Origin of the sequence: Winogradskyella flava (genome assembly GCF_014243395.1) — a bacterium.
Taxonomy (GTDB): Bacteria; Bacteroidota; Bacteroidia; order Flavobacteriales; family Flavobacteriaceae; genus Winogradskyella; species Winogradskyella flava.
Genome location: NZ_JACLCP010000002.1, coordinates 251,751 through 275,221 on the forward strand (window position 1 = coordinate 251,751; position 23,471 = coordinate 275,221).

The following is a 23,471-nucleotide window of genomic DNA, read 5'->3' on the forward strand; positions in this document are numbered from 1 at the left end:
TAAACTTAGATGACATGAATCTGTATTACTAATTATCTAGGGGGACAACGTGTGGACAATGTGGAATAATGTCTTAAAAAGAGCGCGTTAGATAAGCTTAGATAATAAAACAACTATTGTTTTTAATGTGCCATCTTCTAACTTTATTATAAGTGTTACTTCCTTGTTTTCCTTTTTTAAGATATCCTTATAGTATGTTAAACTTTCGCCTGCAACACCATCAATAGAAATTAATTGTTGGCCGGCTCTTATGCCTTTGTCATAAGCTGCACTTGGTTTAGCAACTGATCTAATAAAAATTTCTTTCCCTTTCTTTTCTAGCCGTACACCACCTATGGGAAAATTAAAAACGTCATGGTATGTGGCATTGGGTTTTAGAAATATTTTTTTCTTGTTATAATCTAATATAAAATTAAACTTGCTTATATATTCTAATCCGAGATTGCCCATATAAGGTTCTATTGACAACATCCCTTGAGTTGAATTAGAAAGTGTAACTGGCATTTCTGACAACTCAAAGCCTTTGATATTAATTGATGAAGCAGCTCCAACTTTATTGCTGGATTTTGAATTTATACCTCTAGATTCAGTAGTAACTAATGTATCAAACTTTGATTGAAGCTTATGTTTTTTAACAAAAGGTGAGCTAAATGTAAATGGTGTACTCATATCACCTGTATCGAAAAAGACTTTACCTGATAGCGATGTGTTATCAGAAAGTGTAACGGATAATTTTATTTCTGGTGTACAAAAGGACTCGTTAAAACTTATAGATTTGTAGCCTTTGGTATCAGGCTTTCCCTTTGGCTTATAAAAACTAATGGTCTTAGTATCAAAATTGGTTTCACTAACAAATTCTTTAAATAAGTCAAAACCTATCAGACCTTTAATATTGCCTAAATGTGATAAGTCTGAGACATACATTTCTATGTCATTTAACACCACAACATCACTTAGAGCAACTTGTTGTTTTTGAGTCTTTTTTACATCATCATTGACGCCTGAAGTACCAGTGATTTTTGCAGCTATATCTTGCAATGGTAAGCTTAATTCATTAACAATAGTTTTATCAATAACTGTGACAGAAGCACCTGTATCTAAAACAAAATTAGAAACAGTATGATTATTAATCTTTAGTGATATGATGATATGTCCGTCATCGTTTAATGCAAACGGAATTTGAGCTAGAGGTTGGTCTTGCCCAAAAGAATTACAAGAATGGCATAAGAGAATAATTAAAATACACGTAATTGATAGAAACTTTTTCATTGATTTATGATTTTGATTGAATGGCTAAATTGAGGTATGATATCAATTTATAAAATCAGAAAAAGTTAAACACAGGTAAATAGGCAATGAAAAGGGTTAAAATAGCGATGCAAAATTAATGTTCTAACCAGATTCGGAAGGCTTTAGTCATGCTAGAACTCGTGACAACTTGATTTTTTATGTGCGCTATTTTAAGATATAATCGGTTTTTGCTGTGTGGTGCTATATTTTCTATATAATTAATTTGTACAACCTGACTGCGGTTAATTTTAAAAAATTGATTAGGATTTAGCTCATTGTATAATGCACCCAAGGATTTCGTAATGACGTGAAGCATTCCTGCGTTATCATACAATTTACATTGATCTCCAAAGACTTCAATTAAACATATGGTGCTGACATCAATGAGTTTAACACCTTCTTTTTTCTTTACGGCGAGACGTTTTTTGTACTGACTATCTTTATTGTCTAATAGTGATTTAAATTGATTAAAGATATTTCTATCATAAGGCTGTATCTCAAAAAGAGTTTCAAATTTTGTGATAGCTTGATTTAGATCCTCTTGGGAATAAGGTTTTAAGATGTACGCAATACCGTTGGTTTGAAACGCTTTTAATAGATGCTCATCATAGGCCGTGCAAAAAATAATAGGTATTGAAAATGTAACTTGATTAAAAATGTCAAAAGATGTGCCGTTTAGTATTTTAATATCTGCAAAAATAAGATCATAGACGTCATTGCTTTTTAATGCCACTATTCCATCGCTTACAGATCTAACATGCGCGTGTTCAAAACGATTTCCAAAATAATTGGTAATGTAATTTAGTAGCTTCTTGTATGCTGGCGTTTCGTCTTCTATAATTAAAATCGTCATGCTTTTATATTTAATCAATGACATGTAGTATGGGTAACGTTAAAATAAATTCTTTGTCGCGATCTTCTATCGCTATAGTCTTATCTGCTAATAATTGATATCGCTTTTTTAAGTTGTTTAAACCGGTACCAAAAGATTCTTCTCTGCGTGTTGCACCATTCTTAGTGTTAATAATTTTAATTACTTCTTTCTCAATGTAAATACTTGTAGTAATAGCGTTATTCGCATCAGCTATATTGTGTTTTACAATATTTTCAATCGAAGTCAGTAATGCGCCATTAGGGACATATTTGTTATCTAATGAGGCCTTTTCAATGATTTTAAAACTATAATCTCCTTCAAAACGTGTTTCTATTAAAAAAAAATAATTTTTAATTAAATCCAATTCTTTTTTTAAGTCCACCAATTCTTCATCTTTTGTCTGAATTAGGTTCCGATATAATGCTGCTAAATTGGAAATATATGCCTTAATGGTTTCTTTTGAAGAATAATCGACCAAAGCATCAATAGTATTGAGATTGTTGTATAAGAAATGAGGATCAAACTGGGCTCGTAGCACCTTTAATTCCAATTCTTTTTGCTCATTAATTCTCATAAATTGATCTTTTCGGTAGTCGTAGTATTTCTTTCCAAAAAATAACACCAATGGCATGGAAACATTGATAATAGAATCTTCTACATTGAAGAAAATGGTTCTGCCTATTGAGGGCAGTCGTTCCCATTTTATATGTCCATAAGGAATGTAATAGTTGATCAATAAAAAGAAGAAAAAACCAATGCTAAATAGCCCTAATATACCAATGCTAAATAGTCCAATATAACTCTTATACGTAATTAAAAAGGTTTCTATCACCCATTTAATAAACCATAAAAGTATGGTCATTTGGATAATCTTTACAGGAATTAGAATAAACGTTTCAGTAAATGAAAATTGATTGGTCTCAAAGAAAATATCAAGACTATTCCAAACCCAATAGACTAAAAAATAAATGCCTAAAAGTTGATAATCGGTTTTATTAAACTTGATATTATTCATTCAGTGTCTTGTAGTGTTTGGCTTTTGCCTTTTTAATTCGTTTTCTAATCTGAATCACAAAATAACTAAAACTACATATTATAATTACTAATATGCCACCTATGGGCCAATATAGCTTTGTTTTATCTGGTCCTGCCGCAAGGTAAAGCAATAACTCTTCACCTAATCGTTCTCCATATTCTGAATTAGTAAATAATACATAACCCCAATTTTTATGGGTATCTAAAGCAAACCATGATGTAAAACCAATATTATTACCACCATGAAGATATATGTTGGTAAAAGGAATCTTTGGCGTGCTAAAACCAAGTGTATAATAAATGTCGTAATAGTCTCGTTCTTCTACTATTGAATGTGGTTTGAATAACTCCTTATAACTCTCTTCAGTCAACCCTTCTTTGTTCATGACGGCAATCATCCATTTAGAAAAATCAATAGCTTCTGAGTGAATTGAAGATGGTGCAGAGAAAATACCTTTATCTTTTTTTGACCAATAGTTATTCTCAACATCCACTTTGCCTTCTGGGACATAAGCTGCTGCTTTATAAGCGTTAGTGTATTCATTTTCTATAAACACCGTATGTGCCATTCCTAATGGTTTGGCAACTTTTTCTTGAAAACGGGCCTCTAATCCATTCCAATCTGTATGCTCAATATGTTTTAATACTAACGCTAAATATTGATAGCCTTCGCCAGAATAACTGTAATTAGTACCTGGATCAAAATTTAATTTCAACACATCATCATCGTCATCTTCTCTCCAATTAGGAAAGCCTGTTCTGTGACTTAATACCATTCTTGCCGTTATTGCTTTATAGCGCTCATCATATGCAATATCTGGATATTCCATATATTGGTATAGAGGTTTATCTAAATCTAGTTTACCTTCTTCTACAAATTTCATAACAAAGTAGGCAAAAACCGATTTAGAAATTGAGGCACCTTCAAAGATGGTATTATTGGTAACCGGCTTTTGATGCTCTATGTCTGCATATCCTTTTGTTTTGTGATAGACAACCTCACCATTATTTATGATAGCTATAGATAAACCAGGTATGTTATAAGATGTCATTTTAGAATCTAAATAACTATCTATAGAATTTTTTGGAATATCTATGCCTAAGTAACTGTCTATAGAATCTGAATCTTTAGAACAACTAGTAAAATACAATAAAGCAATTGTAATAATAGGTACTCGTATTTTCATTTGTAAAGTGTCTTATGTATGAAACATAAATATGGTTTAAAGAAAAAAATGAAAAAAAGAAAAAAAGTTGAAACAGTATAAAACTCATATTAAGTGGTAGAATAATGCGATTGGCTTCTTCCCTACTACAAAAAAAAGTATTCTATGAACCGAGTTGAAAAACCTAACAAAATTTAATTAACTTTAAGCCTAACCTAACCAAAATAATATAATGAAAGGATTTCCATCTATTGTCTACACATTTATATTAACCCTGCTCATTACATTTAGCGGTGTTGCTCAAGAAAAAACTAAAGCCAAAAAGGATGACCCCTTTAGTGGTTTAGAATTGCGGTCTATAGGTCCTGCATTTATGAGTGGTCGTATTGCCGATATCGCCATACATCCACACAATGAAAATGTATGGTATGTCGCTGTTGGTTCTGGAGGGGTATGGAAAACGGTCAATTCTGGCACCACGTGGACGCCAATATTCGATAAGCAAAGCGTCTACTCCATCGGCACCGTATCCATAGATCCCAACCGTCCAGAAACGATTTGGGTGGGTACTGGTGAGGACGTTGGTGGCCGACATGTAGGTTTTGGTGATGGTGTCTATCGCAGTGATGATGGCGGACAAACCTGGACTAATATGGGACTTAAAGATTCACAGCATATCTCTCGTGTTATTGTGCATCCCGAGGATAGTAATGTGGTATGGGTGACGGCACAAGGTCCGCTTTGGAACAAAGGTGGTCAACGCGGTCTATACAAAAGTAGTGATGGTGGTAAGACTTGGAAAAAAACACTTGGCGACGATGCATGGACTGGTGTTACGGAACTGGTGTATGACCCTACCAATCCAGATCGTATGTACGCCGCAACGTGGCAACGTCATAGAACGGTAGCCGCCTATATGGGCAATGGCCCAGGCACTGCCTTATACCGTAGTAATGATGGTGGTGATACTTGGGAAAAATTAAGCCATGGCTTGCCAAAATCCGCCATGGGCAAAACCGGTTTGGCCATCTCACCTCATAATCCAAATACGCTGTATGCAGCGATTGAGCTCGATCGGAGAAAAGGTGCCGTGTATCGTTCAGACGATGGCGGAAGCTCTTGGTCCAAACAATCCAATACAATCACTGGTGGTACGGGACCACATTATTATCAAGAATTATTTGCATCACCACACCAAAAAGATCGCTTGTATCTTATGGATAATACCATGCAAATTTCTGAGGATGGTGGCAAGACCTTCTACAGAATGAACAATAAAAACAAGCATGGCGACAACCATGCGATTGCCTTTAAAAAGAACGATCCCAATTATTTATTAGTAGGTACTGACGGCGGATTGTATGAATCCTTTGATTTAACTAAATCATGGAAATACATTGAAAACCTGCCAGTTACCCAATTTTATAAGCTCGCTGTAGATGATGCTGAGCCGTTCTATAATATCTATGGTGGTACTCAGGATAACAGTACGGAAAGAGGTCCTTCACGTACCGATAACCTTCATGGTATTCAGAATAGTGATTGGAGCGTCGTGCTGAATTGGGATGGACATCAGCCCGCCACGGAACCTGGTAATCCAAATATTGTTTATGCCGAGCGCCAAGAGGGTACCTTATCGCGTTTGGATATGAAAACTGGTGAAGCTGTAGATATACAACCACAACCAGCACCTGGTGATGCCATTCAACGCTTTAATTGGGATGCGCCTATTTTGGTCAGTCCACACCAGCCTTCGACCATCTACTTTGCTTCGCAGCGTGTTTGGAAATCAGAAAATCGTGGCGACTCATGGACCGCCATTTCCGATGATCTTACAAAAAATGAAGAACGGATTACTTTGCCCATCATGGGAAAACAGCAGTCTTGGGATAATGCTTGGGATGTCTACGCCATGTCTAATTACAATACCATCACCTCACTTTCCGAATCTCCGAAGCAGAAAGGTTTACTCTACGCAGGTACGGATGATGGCTTTATTAATGTTACCGAGAACGATGGTACAAGCTGGAGACAAATTAAGGTGAGTCAATTACCCGGCGTCCCTGAAACCGCTTTCGTTAATGATATTAAAGCGGATCTGCATGATGCGAATACCGTTTATGTGGCTCTGGATAATCATAAGTATGGCGATTTTAAGCCGTATCTGTACAAGAGTACGGATAAGGGAAAATCGTGGACATCGCTAACAAAAACGATTCCGAACAAGCATTTGGTATGGCGACTGGTACAAGATCATGTCGATCCAAACCTGTTGTTTATCGGTACTGAATTTGGTTTGTTTTTCTCAAATGATGGCGGTAAACAATGGAAGGCCTTAAAAGGAAATGTTCCAACCATTTCATTTAGGGATTTAGCGATACAAAGGCGTGAGAATGATTTGGTGGCAGCGTCTTTTGGTCGTGGGTTTTATATCCTTGATGATTATACAACCTTAAGGCATACCTCTAAAAACGATTTAAATGCTGAAGGGAAATTGTTTGCTATTCGTGATGCTTGGTGGTATATCCAAAAATCACATCTCAGTTTTGAACCCAATAAAGGTAGTCAAGGCGATTCGCATTTTATAGCGCCTAATCCTGAGTTTGGTGCACTGATGACCTACTATCTCAAAGAGGTACCAAAGCTTCAAAAGGAGCAGCGCCAATCCAGGGAAGAAAAATCAAAGACGAGTAACATTCCTTTTCCAGGTTGGGAGGCCTTGGAAGCTGAAACCTTTGAAAACAAACCACAATTGGTCTTTGTGATTAAAAATAGTGACGGCGATGTGGTACGAAATATGGCTACTGAAGCCAAAGCAGGTTTAAACCGCATAGCATGGGATTTAAGATATCCCGATTTGAATCCTATTGCGCTCAACGATGCACAGGCCAATAATGATCAAGGACCTCAGGGCCTATTGGCAGCACCAGGAACTTATAGTGCGACCATGTACTTAGCGCATAATGCTGTTGTAAAACAAATCGATGATCCTGTAACGTTTAATGTAAAGTCCCTCTACGAAAGCACCCTAAAAGGTGCAACACCAGAAGTGGCTTCTGCTTTTTGGCGTAGTTTTGAAGAGGCCTCACGCAAAGCAAGTGTTATAGATAAATCCATGACCAAGATCGAAAAACAATCTAAGGCACTGAACAAGGCCGTCATGCATAGCACCATGAATCCTGAAGTTGGACTAAAACAATTAGAGACCATCAGGAATCAAATCAACAGTTTGAAATCAGGGTATTATGGCAATCAAGCGCGTATGGAAATTGGTGAAAAAAATCCACCATCTGTGAATGACAAACTGTTTACCATTTATTTAAGCTTATCGCGATCCACCTATGGTCCAACAGCCACCAACAAAACACAGATGCAAGTTATTGATACCATGCTGAATAAGGCCAATAGTGAATTGAAAGCCATTCAAACCGCTATCGATAATTTAAAGACTGAATTACGTGCTGCTGGTGCACCTTATATTGATGATTAAATGAATTTATACTATTAAAATAATCTTAGTTCTATGACAGCCACGCTGTTATAGAACGATATAGATTATGTTGGGCTCAGAAAAGATGATCTTAAAACAAAACCTTCTTAAAATAGACATCTTTCATTCGATGTCCTCGAGTTAATTTAAAGCCTGTAACCGAATGATCATCCTTTATAATAAATTCTAAATCGCCAAATCCACTAAAATAGTTCTCTTTTTCATGCTTTATGGGAACAACGCCATGCTTAGACGATTGCAAGCAAAGTTTAGTATTACGTTTTTTAACATCAATACTCATAAGTAACTCATCACTGTAATATTTACCCACAAATCTTTCAGTATTTAATGGCGCCTTTTTTTGAGTCACTTTTGCAACAGAAGTATCCATTATTGCAGATACTTTAGGCATGTCTGCAATAATATTATCTCCAGAACTTATAATGGCCTTAAATGCTTTGTTTTCTTCATCCAAAATAAATTCTATATTCGAATCTAAAGCACTTAAACGAAAATTTGTAGCATCTATTGGTTCTAACTGATGAATGTCTTTATTTGCATTGACATAAAATTTGTCGTTTTCAATAAAAAAATGGACCGTCATGTCTTCGCTAAACTGATAATGTCCTTCCAACAGTTTTGTAGCTTCAACGTCTAATAGCTGTTTTGGTAAATCATTAAGAGGTTTTTCAAATAAATCCTTTAAAAAAATAGAAATTATGTCCTTTCCTATTACTTCAATGGGATTAATCGATCCTGTATTCGAGAAGATGGCGAAGGATAATTTTTGATCCGGAAAATGACCGATCAATGTATTAAAACCTGCAGGTGTGGCACCGCTATGACTAATAAATTTTAATCCGTTGTATTCGGATACGCTAAGACCAAAACCGTAGTTGATGTCATCACCATTTGTTAATTTTCCCTTGGTTGTCATCATTGTAATCAATCGTTTATCCTCGGCTTTATTTGATTGTAAAAACTGTAACCATTTGGTAATGTCGTTCATTGAAGTATAGACGGCACTAGAACCAATTAACGCCATTCCATTTTCTTGTCTAAAATTCGGTTTTCCTTTATTATAATTATAGGCAACAGCTCTATTTTTTATGACCAATTCTGGATTATCATTTACAAATGAGTTTTTCATTTGTAATGGATTAAAAATAGTAGTGCTACTCCATTCTCCGATAGTTTGATTTGTAATGCGTTCTACGATTACCGCTAAAAGCACATAACCAGTATTGGAATAGCTATGTGAAGTACCAGGTTGAAAGTTAAGGGCTTTTTGATTACTCACTATTTCCAAGACTTTATTTGACGTTAAACGGTTTCCAAAGGCACCTAAATCAAACAATTCGCCTATATCCCTAAGGCCACTGGTATGATAGATTAAATCAGAAACTTTTAATTGAACTCCAAAATCCGGTAGTTCTGGAATATATTTGGAAACATCGTCTTCAAGTGCGAGCTTATGGTCTTCCACCAACGTTGCAATAGCGAACCCTGTAAATTGTTTTGCCAGTGAGGCAATGTCGAAAATTGAATTATTTGATAGTGGAATATTGTATTCTAAATTGGCTTTTCCATAAGTATTTTTTAAGACGGTTTCCCCATCTTTTATAATTACTAAACCCAATCCTGAAATGTCTTCCGAAATATGGCTTTCCCAAAATTTTAAATGTTGTTTTATTCTGTCTGTTTTCGTCAAACCGATGGTCTCTATCGCTTCAATCTGTAAACTGTATTTGCCTGATGTATTTTGTATCGTGTAAGGCTCAACTTTTATAAGATATGTGCCGCCATGTTTTGAATTTATTTTGATGAATTCCCCATTAAACCCATTGTCATCAAATTCTAATAGTTTTGAGCCATCGTTAATATAAACCGTTGCTTTAACATCGATTCCTTGATCTGTAATAGACGCTAAGAAGAATTCATTTTTAACAAGTTTTACTTCGTACTCGTGAAATTTTTCTTCATCAAAATCTCTAGTAAAAATTTCACCCACGTGATTTACTGAAACTTTCTGAGCGTTTATAGTGAGGGTGATAAAAGAGAGCGTAATTAAGATGATTTGTTTAAATGTCATATTGATTTAGTTTTGATTTGAATATTAGGTTTGCTGTACCAACTTCCATTTGAACAAACAAAATGATTAAAGATGTCAAAGGATTAATAATTCTCTAATAGCTTCCAGACTTCAATATTGAATGTAGATGTATTAATACCGAGTAATGCATCTAAAACCTTAAAATAAGCATCCATGGAGTTGGGTATTCTACCACTGTTAATGATTGAAAGAATACCGTCAATGCCTTTTTTGTGTTCGATTTCATTACAAATGACGCCAGAAATAACAGTACGAACCGATAAATCTGAATCGATATGATTGAATATTTTAGTGTTATTTTCAAACAGACCTAGTAGATCTTTATCATTATGTTTTAAGAGATAGGCTTTCAATTCTCCTACAAGTCTATTTAGCTCAATCATTTCTCCATGTTTATCAACATAATAGGCATTTCCCCAGCTGCATGCAATGCCTTCTTCTGCTATCCAATTTCTGTTTTTAGCCACATGGATTTTCCCAGAATAATAGTGAAATACATCATGAGAGAAATCTTCGTTATTCATAATTGAAAATATATAGCCCTCCTCTACACCATAACCTAGTTTATAGGTAGAAGCAGATTCTAACTGATATTCATAACCTAAAAGCCTTAGAATCTCTTGATAGTTCTCACACATATAAAATTTGAACTGCTCTGTTGGAACGTTCAACTTTTTAGACATAATAGTATTCTTGGTATTGAATTTATGCGCTCTTTCTAATTGAATGGTATCGCTGTAGACATATGTAATGTTTCCAACTTTTTTAGATTTCCAGTTTCTTGTCATGTATTTCAATGGAATTGAAAGTGTTATGAGTCCGTTATCATCTTCTGCGATGAGCCTTAAAATGGTTTTTAAAGTCCTAGGTTCTCCTTTTGTGTTTGTATTTAGAATAGCGATAGAAACCGAATACACATGCTCTGAAATAGGATAAAACTTGATAAGCTGTTTTTGATAATGATTTAGACTATCGGATCTATTGCTAAAGCGCTTTATGCCTTGTAACCCATTTAATACCGCTATTGTTAAGTCTTTATGGGGTTTGCTAATGATGTTTTCATCAATGCTACCTTTCGCGATTTGTAAGAACAACAAATCTAATTGATTGATTATTTTTTTACCTATAGAATCGTTTAATACAGTTTGAAGATGTTTATTAATTTGAATCCTCTTATAGTCTTCATGTTGTGCAAAACTGAAAGCACCAACTGACAAACACAAGACGATACAAATCACAGTTTTTATTGTTCTAGTACAGCCCATTTAGTTGATACATTGATTAGTTCTCGATCCTTTAAAAATTCATCTATTTCTTTTTCAGTCATGGTTTGCTTTAACATGTCAATCATTTTTTTATCGCGTTTAAACTTTTGTCTCATAACTCCAGTTGTACCAATGATAGCAATCCAACTATTGGGTTCTGCATTAGTCAAAAAAACAGCTGGGATTTCATTTTCTGCAGGACGTTTTGGGCCTTGGGCATAAATTGGTCTAACCTGCGCAAATACATGACCTTCTAGTATGGTTATAAATCCTGCATCAGCCCAATGCGACATTGTGTATATGGAATCTTTTGTTTGAATGCGCAAATCCCAACCTACTCTAATAGGATTGCCATTGTTTGTATAGTCTACTAATGTCTCTCTGTCCCCAAAAATAGCTTTACCTTCTTCATCCGCAGCGTATATGACTTTATAGGCATTGGAGCTTTGCGAAAAACAGACTGTAGTAAAACATAAAACGATAGCTATAATTGTATTGCTTAGTAATGTCATAGTGAGAGTTTTAAAACATATCTTTTTCATTATTACCAAAAATACCTTGATACATAGTATGAAAATAGAATGAAATTAGCGTATCACTAGAAACGTCGAAAATCTTTGGGAAGAAAGTTGGTTTGTTGCTTAAAACTTCTAATGAAATGACTTTGATCCGCAAAACCACAGGCATAAGCGATTTCAGATAGCGATAATTGTGAGTTTTTTATCAAATCAATACTGCGATTCGTTTTTAACTTACGTTGATACGCTCCTAAAGTACAGGAAAAGTATCTTCTAAAATATTTGGAAATAGTAACGGGATGTACACCAACGATTTTAGCCATGTCATTAAGCCGTAGTTGTTTGTTCCAATTATCATTAAGCAGTTCACGTAATAGATTAACCCAACGAGGTTCACGTTTATCCGATTTGGTGTTAGAGAAACTGACTAACTCAAATAATAAGGTTTGTATCGCCGTAGCACTAGTCTCGTCATTGATTTGCATTTCCTTTTGCATTTTTAATAGCAATGCCTTAGAATCAATGTTATTATGTATGGATTGTTTTATATCATCTTCGTTGAGATGATACTTTTTTAAAAAATCGGCTTCAATTTCTACATTAATGCTTTTAGAAATTGGATTTGGCGCGATCCAGCGATGTAGTTCTCCGGAATGATAAAAGAAGATACTTCCACCGTTTTTAGCGTACGACTGCTTTTTTTTAGTTTCGGCTTTTCCACCCTGAAATACAAAACTAATATTAAGCTTTTCATGACAATGCCAGTACGGAGTGCTTTGCTCGTAAGTATTAATGGTATTAGTGATTAGGTTTTTGTCTACATTAAAATGCCTTACAATTTTACCAGTGTACGCGCCCTTGTGTAATGTTAGCATTTCATGTAGTATTTAAAGCATTAAGATAGGGATTAATTTTTTGTGTCTTGAGGGACTTTATCTTATAGTCTAAAACCTATGAACTAATCCTTATCGCTTTCCACATAGTCATACCCTTGGTTAATCCCTTTTTCGAGGGCAGGGACACCACGTTCCATCCAAACCGGTTTGGGTTCGCCTTTGAGATAATGATCAAAAAACTGAGCCATCCTAATATTAAAATCAATGCGATTTTGCCATTTTAGTGGCCAATGTGGTTCTCCATTATAGTTGAGAAACCAAGAGGGTTTACCCAATCGTCTTAAGCTTACAAAGAATTCTATACCTTGATACCAAGGCACATGACCATCAGCGTCGTTATGCATAATGAGTAAAGGTGTATTAATCTTATCGATATTAAAAATGGGGGAGTTTTCAACATAGCGCTGCGGATATTCCCAAGGTGTACCTCCTATCCGACTCTGTGTATGTTCGTATTGGAACTGACGGCTTAAGCCTGTCCACCAGCGGATACCACCATATGCACTGATCATATTGGGTACTGGCGCACCAGATTCTGCCGCTTTAAAAATATCGGTCTTCGTGACCAAATACGCAATCTGATAACCACCCCAACTATGGCCTTGCACACCAATATTATCCTTATCGATAAAGCCTTTATCTATTAATGCCGTTACGCCAGGTATCACGCAATTAAAGGCGCTCTCACCAGGATAACCATCGCGATAAGACACGTCTGGATTAAAAATCACATAACCACGACTAGCGTAAAATGGATAGTTAATAGTACTTCTGCCATAAGATGGTAGGCGATGGCGATACAATCTATCCGAACTCTTTTCATAGAAATTCACGATCATTGGGTATTGCTTGTTGGGATCGAAATTCTCGGGTTTAATGAGCATGCCTTTTAAAGGTTTGCCATCTAAGGATACCCATTCTACCATTTCGGCCGTGCCCCAATTATAATCACTTTGCTGTGGATTAGCATCCGTAATCTGCTTGGGTGATTTAAAACTGGTATTACTACTCCACAAGTTAGGGAACTCGGTAAACGATTGTCTCGTAAATAGCAGGCGTTCTTTTTTATCCTTTTGTGCCAACCAAGGTCGCTCATAGACATAAGGACCTTCAATCAATGGTTTTAGGGTCTTTGTCTTAGGATTATAACTGGCAAAACCACCGTGCTTGGTTGCCTCATTAAAGGTGCTTAACATCCAAGTGTTCCCCTTTGGGATGGAGCGTTCGTCCCTATCCAATTTCAGGTAGCGATAGCGCAATTGGGAGGCTCTGCCATTGGTTAAATTTTCGGAAGCACCTGTATCGGGATCGAATGCCCAAATGTCAAAACGATCGTAAATGAGGAATCGGTCATCATCTTCGGTCCATCCTGCCGAGCCATAACTATAAGGATCATCTGGATAATCGTGCAATTCGTTATAGAATTGTTTGCCTTTGGTCAATGCCGTATATTTAAGTGTTTGTAGGTTATAGGTAAACCATGTGCTGTCCTTTCTACTGTAGCCGTAAAGGTATTTGCCTTTTGGACTTAGGGACGATCCACCATAGATTTTAGTGCCCAATTGTTGGCGCTCTCCTGTATTTAAATCCACACGTTGTATATCCATTGGCAATTGTGCTGTCCATTGGCTTTGAAGTTGGTAAGGTGTTACGTTTGCTACTATGGCATAGGTACTATTACCTTCATCGCCATAGCGTACGCGATCATAAGTGGTGTCCGCAATCGGAATCATTTGCTTCTTATTGAAATCATACAAGGTTAAATAGGCTTTTTTCTTGTCGTTCTTAGCATCCAACTCCTGAACGGTGTATAATCTGGGCTCATCATAGGTCCAAACTTCAACATTCACGATTTCCTCATCGAGTAAGGTCGTATCCTGAACAATGGGTGTGGTACGTAGTCCAAAAAACAAGCGGTCCTCATTTTTTGAAAATTGTAGGTTTTGATCACCAGACACTAATAATTTTGAAGCATTGTTTTCAGAATCTACAATCATATTGGCAGTCGAATCACCCTGATTCCAAGCATAAAGTTGAGGGGTCTTTATAAGACTTTTGGTAGAGTCTGCATCTATAACAAATCCGATACGTTTACCAGATTCTGAAATACCCAATTGTGGGTATTTGGTCTTATGATGACTGGATAGCAATTGCGTTTTTGCAGACTTATCGACATCGTAATGATATACGCCACCACCAAGACTATCAACGACTCCTGAAGTGGCATAAACGAGATGACGTCCCTCCTTGGCTATCGCATAGCGATGCACATACTTCAAGGTATCTTCCACGCCTGTTTCTAAATTTCTAATCACCAGGTGAAAGCCATTATCCTTAGAGACCTTCTTTAGCTTTTTCTTTTTTGTTTTTACGGAATCTGCTTCCTTGGTTTTGGTGGTATCCTTTTTTGGAGGTTGTGGTGCTTCGAGCATATAGGCTACAATTCCAGACCATTTTTCAGGCATTTTATAGGACTTGACGTTAGGAATCTTTTGAAGTGACTTCGATTTGATATCATAGATCATCAAGGTATCCTTAGGTAAATCCTTTTTCTTGACTTTTCGTCGTTTCATTTCTCGGATACTGTCTTTCCACGCATTAACCGCAAATACAGCATAGTTGGAATCATGGGAAAATTGTCCGCCCTTGCTTCTGTTGTAAGACAATAGCTCTTCGCCTTTAATGCTCAATAATTTTAGAGTCTGATCTTTTTCTCCTTTTTCCAGAGCATAGAGCATATGATCCCCTGAATTTGAAATATTAACGTTTCTTATACGATTCCATAAGGCCTTGTCCTCATGTTGCATGATTTTCTTTTGGGCGGTTACAGTCATTGTAAGGCATAACATGCCCAACGCGAGTAAAATTTTCATAGGATTATTCGTTTTAATTTTTATGTTCATAGCCTCGTCCAGGTGTGTATGGTGCGCCACTTTCAATAAGCTTTCGCTCTAGGTTTTTAAGATCTTCATTGAAAATACGCTCCATGTTGGCCTTAATGACTTTAATCTCATCTCTGGCTATAGCGTAACTATCACGATGGGTTTGCGTTGGTGTCGCTGTTGAATACTTCTGCTCCCAACCTATGGATCCTAATCGGCTGGCTGGAGATGGCGGTTGATCTATATCGAGACGACGCTTTACCGAATCACCATACATGGCCAACTGTACATCATCGAGTTGAATTTCAATCGCCTTAACACTAGTGGACAGATTGCCTAACGGTTGCTCTGCACGTTTAATAGCTGCTTTAATATATTTAAGTTTGTTTCTTGATTCTGACATTAAGTTCTGAGCTATGCCGAAATCAGCTTGCAACTTAGATACAGCTTTCTGAAACGCTACTTTTTCAGAACGATTCTCTGCAGGCATTTCGACATTATCTAGTGCTTTAACTTCAAAGCTTACAGGACTGGTAAGTGGCGTCAATTGACCGTTTTTAAGCATACCCATTTCAACAGTATAGCTGCCAGGCGCTACTAAGGTGCCTTCATCATTACCCGCAAATGGATTGTAAAACCTGGGCTTATTTAAATTGATTGGATTTTGACGTGTGTATCTTAAATTCCAATGAAAACGCTGAATGCCCTTTTTAGCGGATTGAAATTCCTTTTTAACGACGTTACCATTTGAATCCTTAATCGTAAAAACCAGTTCCTCCTTTGACTCTTCATTTTCGGCTTTTAGATCGGCATAGCTTGGATATGGCGTGTCTTTATTGGATTTCTTTAATTCCTTTTCGGCTTTTTGTCGCTTATCCTTTAATGATTTATAATCTGAGTTATAGTAATAGGTGATCACGGCTTCTGGGCCTAAATTTTGGGCAGTATAAAAGTTGTCTCCTTGAAAGGATTTACCTGGTAAGCCTAATGGACTGCTTTGTTCCCACATGAGCGCTGTTCTGACAGGATAAATTATAGCGTCCTCTGCAGATTCTGAATTTTCTACGGTTCGCAAAACGGAATAATCGTCCATCACATAAAACCCTCGTCCGAACGTACCGAGTATTAAATCGTTTTCACGCTCCTGTATGGCAATGTCCCTTACAGCTATGGTAGGTAAACCATTTTTGAGCTGTTTCCAATGCTGGCCTTGATCTGGTGAAAAGAATACACCAAACTCGGTACCTGCAAAAATGAGCTTGTCATCTACATGGTCTTCCTCTATGGCATAAGCACTACCACGTTCTGGTAAGTTAGATTGTATGGCTATCCAGCTTTGTCCCTTATTAGAAGACTTAAATACATAAGGTTTAAAATCACCATATTTATGATGATTAAAAGCCACATAAACTATGTCTTCATTGTGTTTAGACAAATACACACTATTGACATACGATTGATTTGGTGCTCCCGGAATATTGGAAATGGTTCTCCAATTCTTTCCACCATCTTCTGAAATATGAATTAAGCCATCATCAGTACCAGCTGCTAATAAATCTTTATTTAATGGTGATTCTGAAAAGGCCACAATACTGCCATAAAGCGATGTCGAGCCATTTTTCATAACAGCATCGATACTCACAACACGATCGTAAACCTTTAGTGTGTTTCTATTGATTTGTTGTGACAGATCATCACTGATGACGGCCCAACTGTTACCATAATCATCTGAGCGGAACACTTTTTCAGCAGAGAAATACAAGCGACCTGGCATATGTCTACTCACGACTAAAGGCGCATCCCAATTAAAGCGATAAGCGTTTTCACCCTTACGCGCTTTGGGCTTTATCCCAACGGTTTCACCGCTCTTTTTATCAAAGCGTACCAATCCGCCATATTGGGATTGTGCATAGACAATATTTGGATTATTAGGGTCGATCTGTGATTCGAATCCATCACCACCATTAGTGATAAACCATTCTGAATTACGAATGCCATGATTGGTTAATACTCTCGATGGACCTCCTAAACTAAAGTTGTCCTGTGTACCACCATAAATGTTATAAAAGGGATAGTCGTTATCTACAGCAACCTTATAAAACTGGGTCACGGGTAAATTCTTTTTGAAATCCCAAGTCTTGGCTGCATCAAAAGTTTCATAGATACCACCATCGCAACCAACAACCCAATGTTTGTTATTACTCGGATTAATCCACATACAATGGTTATCGACATGTTTAGTGTCTTCACCCACTAAATCGAATGTTTTTCCGCCATTATGAGTAACAGACATCCAAGTATCCATAGAATATACCGTATGTTCGTCTATGGGGTCTGCAATGATTTCTTGGTAATAATTTCCGCTGGTTACATGCGAACTGCGTTTTTCCCAGCTTGCACCTCTATTGGTTGAAGCAAAGAATCCACCTTTCCCATTGGCTGCTTCTACAATAGCATAGATAATTTCTGGATTTGCTGGAGAAATTGCCAGTCCTATGCGACCCAATTCCTCTTTTGGTAATCCCTTGTTAATGGTTGTCCAAGTGTTGCCGCCATCCAGACTTTTATGCATCGCAGATCCTGGTCCTCCTCCGACATATGTAAACACGTGACGTCGTCTTTGCAATGTAGACGCATAAAGTACATTAGGATCTCTAGGATCCATAACAACATCATTGACGCCTGTATGTTCATCAACTTCAATGATTGAATTCCAGGTTTTGCCACCATCCTCAGATTTATAGAGTCCTCTTTCTCCACCTTTATTCCATAGAGGGCCAATGGCCGCAACATAAATAATATCCGAATTCTCAGGGTGTACGATGATCTTGCCAATATGTTCTGAGGTTTTAAGCCCCATATGGTTCCAAGATTTACCGCCATCCGAAGATTTGTAAACGCCATCACCATAGGCCACGGAACGCTGATTGTTGTTTTCACCAGTACCTACCCAGATTACATTTGGATTATTGGGATCCATGGTGACACAGCCAATGGAATACGAGCCTTGAGCATCAAAAATAGGCTCATAAGTGACGCCAGAATTTATGGTTTTCCATACACCACCTGAAGAGGTGGCCACATAATATTCAAAAGGATTACTAGGATTAAAAGCAAAATCTGATATGCGTCCCGATGTTAAAGCAGGACCAACATTACGCCATTTAAGACCCGAAATACTTAAGGTTTCTAAGGGTGTCTTCTCGTCTTTTTGCTTTTTGGATTTTTTCTGGGCATCACAAACCGAACTAAAACTAAGACAAAGTCCTAGGAATAGCATTGATAATTTTTTCATATTGTGGAAATCTAAGGGTTGGTTAATCACGTTATAAATGTGTTAGTGTCACAGTTTTACTAGGTATCACTATGACAACCACATACTTAAATAGAGGTGTTTATGAGCGTTTTCGGAGCATTTAAATATAGTTCTTTTTAATGCAATTACATGATAAGACCGTTGTAAATTTATGCTTTTGTAAGCCTTTTTAGCCCTTAAGATGATTCTGTCTCATTATGTGTTTTGAGAATAAAATTACGGGTCGTTGTCAGTTCGAGTGATTTTGAGATTATTGAAATCAAAATATATTTTGATTGAAGATACCTAAGCGTAGCTTAAAAAATGGTACTTCGACTGCGCCCAGCAGGACTATCGAGAACCTTTTGTTGGAAAAATTCTACTTCTCGATACAAATTTTTCTCATTATTAATCGAAAAATCCACTCGAAGTGACGAATTTTATAAAAATACAGAGCAAGATTTTCTAATATTTCTCTTGTCAACTAACGTTATGAGTTAACAGATGTATAAACGATAGGCAGGGTAACATTGTAGCCGAAATCGAACTCATGTTACATGCATATAATGTGCTAGAAAATAAAGTCCAACGGATGATGAAATTTTAAAACATAGAGTTCTTTATATGATTATACATAAAACAAACAATTTTATTAATTCCGTATAGAACTAAAACCATCCTGTGGATGGTTTTAGTTAGATGGTAATTTAGTAGATTAAATCTGAGATTAATGCTTTTATTCTATTAGTAAAAAATTGGATATTTTCCTTGCAATTGAGTAGACATATTCCTCTTGTGTATTACTGAGCACAATTATTGTGATCCCTTTTTTAGGATATATCCATAGGTCTGAAGCAAAGAGATCGCTCGCACCACCATGAACCATTAATTTATCTTCTGAATTATTATTTTCAATTCCCCAGCCATATCCATAGTGGGTATATATATCATTGAATTCAAAATGAGGATAGAGATATTTAGATGTTGTTGCTTCGTCTAATACTGTATGGTTTCTTATGGCTTGGCTCCAGAGCAATAAGTCACTGGCTCTTGTCAACAAACCACCATTTGCTTTAAGATTGAGATACGGACCATTTTCGCTCCAATTTTCTTCATTTGGTTTTTTAGCTTCTTTTCCATCTAAAAAACCGTTGGCCACTTCACTCGTATTCCAATCTGGAATTATATAGCCAGTATGTTTCATTTCTGAAGGCTTAAATATCTCTATGTTTAAAAAGGTTTCGTAATCCATTCCGCTAACTTTTTCAATAATTAAACCCAATAGACTATAGCCCATATTAGAATAATTAAACTTTTCCCCAACCGGACTTATTAGCTCGCTTCTGAATACTTTTTTTAGAAATTTTTCTTCCGTAATGACATCATAATCACCTCCTATCCCGTCTGATAAACCAGAAGAATGTGTAAGCAACTGATGAATAGTTATATCCTTTTTATCTTTTGGTACATCTTCGAAATATTTAGGTAGTTTATCATCTGTAGACACCTTGTTCTGCATTGATAATTTTAGTATTCCTGCAGCTGTAAATTGCTTTGTAATAGAACATATATCAAAAACGGTATTAAGGTCATTCATCTCTTGATTGTTCTTTTTGCCATAGGCCTTATTGAATATAATACTGTCATTTTGAGCAACTAAAATGACACCTGAAAATTCTCTCGCTGTTAGTTTTTTATCAATGGTAGCTAAATCATCAAATTTCAGCTCCCCATTTCGAATTGCGGTGTATGTTCCGTCTGGTTGTGTAGCAACTAATTCTTTAAAAAATCCATTTTCAGGATTTTTAAATTCTATGTTATAATCGTCTGATACCTCAAAAGAAAATTTATGTTTACCAGTTGCGACTAATTCATATTCTGGCTGCCCTTCTACAAATAAAAATAATTTAGTATCATTAACTTTTGTGTAAATGTCTATTATCATTCCTGCTTCTTCAAGCACATATTCACCGACATATTGTTTTAAAGAATCTTGAGTGTTTTTATCAGTAGTTTTTTGTTCACTTCTATTTGTGTAACTAAAGGCCATTGATGAAAATAATAGCATTAGAAGTAATATGATTGTGTTTGTTGTTTTCATTTTATTTTCAATTTTTTCGGATTTGATTTTATTACTCTACATTAATATCGTTGTAGGTCATACTTTTACTCTACTAGTAAAAAGTTTGATATGTCTCTTGCTATTGTGTAGACAGATGCTTCAAATTCATTACTGAGTGCGATTATTGTAATTCCCTTGTTTGGGTAGATCCACATATCAGATGCAAACAAATCAGTGGTGCCTCCATGTAACACTAACTTATTCTCTGAATCATTATTTTCAATTCCCCATCCATATCCATAGCTATCATATATATTTGTAGGTTCAAAATGTGGATAGAGATATTTAGATGTAGTTACTTCATCTAATACCGTATTATTCAGTATTGATTGGCTCCAGAGTAATAAATCATTCGCTCGTGTTAGAATACCGCCATTTGCTTTAAGATTGAGATACGGACCATTATCACTCCAATTCTCTTCATTTGGTTTATTATCTTCAACGCCATTCAAATAACCATTGGCAACTTCATTATCCTGCCAATCTGGAATTATATAACCAGTATGGTACATGTTTGATGGTTCAAAAATCTCTGATCTTAAAAAGCCCTCATAATCTAATCCACTAACTTTTTCAATGATTAAACCTAGTAAGCTATAGCCTACATTAGAATAATTAAATCTTTCTCCAACGGGACTAATTAATTCGCTATCAAAAACTTGCTCTAAAAAGGCTTCCTCAGTAATAGTTTCATAGTCTCCACCAATTCCAACTACTAAACCAGAGGAATGTGTGAGCAACTGATGAATGGTTATATTTTTTTTGTCGTTAGGAACAGCGTCAAAGTATTTTGATAAACTATCATTAACTGAGAGCTCATTTTGCATCTCTAATTTTAAAATCCCGGCCGCAGTGAATTGTTTTGTAATAGAGCCCATATCAAAAACAGTATTGATATCATTAAATCCATTTTCTTGACTATTTTTTCTTCCATATGCCTTATTAAATAAGATATCGTCATTTTGAGCGACTAAAACGACACCTGTAAAGTCTCTTGCTATAAGTTCTGTATCAAGGGAAGAGAAATCCTCAATTTTCACCTCATCATCACTAGTAGAGCAACTAAAATTCATTGATAAAAATGATAGTGTTAGAAGTAATACGATTGTTTTTATTTTTTTCATGATTTTATATTTTTAATTGATTGAAATAACTGTATATATTTAAAAAATAAAACCCAAGTGAATTCACTTGGGTTTTAGAATCTTGAGATGTGTTAAAAGAAATAACCAACAGATAGTTGAAAGACGCCATTACTATTTTTATCTGGAAAACCATCTACATCATTAATATCAGATAGTCCTAGATTATAACGTGCTGTAAAATTGAGACCGTTATCGAGTTTATAGCCAACGCCAAAATTAACACCATAATCTACAGGTTTTAATAGCTCTTTATAATCTATTGTACCGCCTTTAGTGGAAAGCAAAACACCTATTTGGGGCCCTGCTTCTAAACTCAATCTTTTTGTGACATAGTACTTTCCAATTAATGGAATATTTAAATAGTTAAGACTAATGCTGCCCTCAGAAGCTGTGTTTGTGTCAGCTCCTTGTCCGGAATATATTAATTCGGGTTGCAAAGAGAATTTGTCTGACAGCTTAATTTCTGACATAACTCCGAAATGAAAATTTGTTATAGGGTCAAGGTCATTTGCATTGTCACCAGTAATAAAGGCATAGTTTAAACCTGCTTTGGCGCCAATTTTAATGTCTTGCGCATTAACATTCGATAATCCTAAAACTGCAATAACAGTTACTAAAAATAATTTTTTCATAATTTGTGTTTTTTGATTTAAGAGTGCAAACGTAATTTTCAAAACAAAACAAAAAGTTAAAGTTGAGGTTGAAAACGTACTAAAACAGTGGAATTACACGAATCAGGACGTTTTATAAATCCCTTTTTATGCATTCTGTTTAAAATAAATATTTGAGATCGAATCGATATGATATTCTAAATAACAATAATCCTAAAGACTCAGAATTTGATCGGACTATGGTCATATTTTTAGTACCCTCGTAATTTGGAGTAACTCCAAGGTATTGATACCTTAAGGATAAGACGAAATTATTTGTGTGCGCACCAATTCCGATTCCAGTGGTGAAATTTGGCCGACTTATTTTGGTTTTATCATCTGTATGAACAAATGCAAATAACGATGAATAGCCGAACCTTGACTCAATAAAGAAGTGTTTTTTTATTGGTAATCTATAAAACACCATAAGAGTTGTAAATTTAAAGTCATTCGAGGATAGCGTTTCAATATTTTCATCTTCTACACTTGTTATGCCTGGGATAAAATTTCCACCTGTAGAAATGTCCAACCCTAATTGTCCAAATTGATAAGATTTTATAATGTTAAAATGCAATTCGCCTTTGCCTCGAGCATTTCTATTGCCGATAACATTTCCAATTCCTACTCCTATTTCCGTAAATGTATCCTGTGCATTAATAAATTCTATTTGCAATAAAAAAAGAACTAGAAACAAGAAATATTTTGGTTTGATATTCTGCATAGATCCTAA

At 35.9% G+C, this 23,471-nt stretch carries 15 protein-coding genes; 1 reads left to right on the forward strand and 14 read right to left on the reverse strand.

Annotated elements, in window-relative coordinates:
* Window positions 1–87 precede the first annotated feature (87 nt).
* The 4 genes from H7F21_RS08290 to H7F21_RS08305 form a co-directional block, all read right to left on the reverse strand.
* Window positions 88–1,269 (reverse strand): aspartyl protease family protein, encoded by a 1,182-nt coding sequence (locus H7F21_RS08290; protein WP_185788806.1) that lies wholly within the window; start codon window positions 1,267–1,269, stop codon window positions 88–90.
* 115 nt (window positions 1,270–1,384) lie between these two features.
* The gene (locus H7F21_RS08295; RefSeq protein WP_185788807.1) at window positions 1,385–2,143 is read right to left on the reverse strand and encodes a LytR/AlgR family response regulator transcription factor; all 759 of its coding nucleotides are present in this window, start codon (window positions 2,141–2,143) and stop codon (window positions 1,385–1,387) included.
* Window positions 2,144–2,153: 10 nt separating this feature from the next.
* Window positions 2,154–3,179 carry a sensor histidine kinase gene (locus H7F21_RS08300; RefSeq protein ID WP_185788808.1) on the reverse strand — a complete coding sequence of 342 codons (1,026 nt, stop codon included), beginning with the start codon at window positions 3,177–3,179 and terminating at the stop codon, window positions 2,154–2,156.
* Window positions 3,172–4,386 carry a serine hydrolase domain-containing protein gene (locus H7F21_RS08305; RefSeq protein ID WP_185788809.1) on the reverse strand — a complete coding sequence of 405 codons (1,215 nt, stop codon included), beginning with the start codon at window positions 4,384–4,386 and terminating at the stop codon, window positions 3,172–3,174. The genes H7F21_RS08300 and H7F21_RS08305 overlap by 8 nt, the downstream gene beginning before the upstream one ends.
* A 211-nt stretch (window positions 4,387–4,597) precedes the next feature.
* Between H7F21_RS08305 and H7F21_RS08310 the strand changes: the two genes are divergently transcribed.
* Window positions 4,598–7,855 carry a WD40/YVTN/BNR-like repeat-containing protein gene (locus H7F21_RS08310; RefSeq protein ID WP_185788810.1) on the forward strand — a complete coding sequence of 1,086 codons (3,258 nt, stop codon included), beginning with the start codon at window positions 4,598–4,600 and terminating at the stop codon, window positions 7,853–7,855.
* A gap of 91 nt (window positions 7,856–7,946) precedes the next feature.
* On the opposite strand, the gene H7F21_RS08315 is transcribed toward H7F21_RS08310, so the two are convergent.
* The 10 genes from H7F21_RS08315 to H7F21_RS08360 all read right to left on the reverse strand — a co-directional run bounded on the left by H7F21_RS08315 (window position 7,947) and on the right by H7F21_RS08360 (window position 23,462).
* Window positions 7,947–9,947, reverse strand: a complete 2,001-nt coding sequence (locus H7F21_RS08315) for a serine hydrolase domain-containing protein (RefSeq protein ID WP_185788811.1) — start codon at window positions 9,945–9,947, stop codon at window positions 7,947–7,949.
* An 83-nt stretch (window positions 9,948–10,030) separates the two neighbouring features.
* The gene (locus tag H7F21_RS08320; RefSeq protein WP_185788812.1) at window positions 10,031–11,206 is read right to left on the reverse strand and encodes a hypothetical protein; all 1,176 of its coding nucleotides are present in this window, start codon (window positions 11,204–11,206) and stop codon (window positions 10,031–10,033) included.
* A gap of 5 nt (window positions 11,207–11,211) precedes the next feature.
* A complete protein-coding gene (locus H7F21_RS08325) occupies window positions 11,212–11,745 on the reverse strand; it encodes a hypothetical protein (protein ID WP_185788813.1) in 534 nt (177 codons plus the stop codon).
* A gap of 86 nt (window positions 11,746–11,831) precedes the next feature.
* Window positions 11,832–12,626 carry an AraC family transcriptional regulator gene (locus H7F21_RS08330; protein ID WP_185788814.1) on the reverse strand — a complete coding sequence of 265 codons (795 nt, stop codon included), beginning with the start codon at window positions 12,624–12,626 and terminating at the stop codon, window positions 11,832–11,834.
* Between the two features lie 83 nt (window positions 12,627–12,709).
* A complete protein-coding gene (locus H7F21_RS08335) occupies window positions 12,710–15,520 on the reverse strand; it encodes a S9 family peptidase (RefSeq protein ID WP_185788815.1) in 2,811 nt (936 codons plus the stop codon).
* 13 nt (window positions 15,521–15,533) lie between these two features.
* Window positions 15,534–18,824 carry a glycosyl hydrolase gene (locus tag H7F21_RS08340; RefSeq protein ID WP_185788816.1) on the reverse strand — a complete coding sequence of 1,097 codons (3,291 nt, stop codon included), beginning with the start codon at window positions 18,822–18,824 and terminating at the stop codon, window positions 15,534–15,536.
* A gap of 736 nt (window positions 18,825–19,560) precedes the next feature.
* Window positions 19,561–20,925 carry a serine hydrolase domain-containing protein gene (locus H7F21_RS08345; RefSeq protein WP_185788817.1) on the reverse strand — a complete coding sequence of 455 codons (1,365 nt, stop codon included), beginning with the start codon at window positions 20,923–20,925 and terminating at the stop codon, window positions 19,561–19,563.
* Between the two features lie 65 nt (window positions 20,926–20,990).
* Window positions 20,991–22,070 carry a serine hydrolase domain-containing protein gene (locus H7F21_RS08350; RefSeq protein WP_185788818.1) on the reverse strand — a complete coding sequence of 360 codons (1,080 nt, stop codon included), beginning with the start codon at window positions 22,068–22,070 and terminating at the stop codon, window positions 20,991–20,993.
* Between the two features lie 92 nt (window positions 22,071–22,162).
* Window positions 22,163–22,723 carry a porin family protein gene (locus H7F21_RS08355; RefSeq protein ID WP_185788819.1) on the reverse strand — a complete coding sequence of 187 codons (561 nt, stop codon included), beginning with the start codon at window positions 22,721–22,723 and terminating at the stop codon, window positions 22,163–22,165.
* Window positions 22,724–22,862: 139 nt separating this feature from the next.
* The gene (locus H7F21_RS08360; RefSeq protein WP_185788820.1) at window positions 22,863–23,462 is read right to left on the reverse strand and encodes a hypothetical protein; all 600 of its coding nucleotides are present in this window, start codon (window positions 23,460–23,462) and stop codon (window positions 22,863–22,865) included.
* Window positions 23,463–23,471 lie beyond the last annotated feature (9 nt).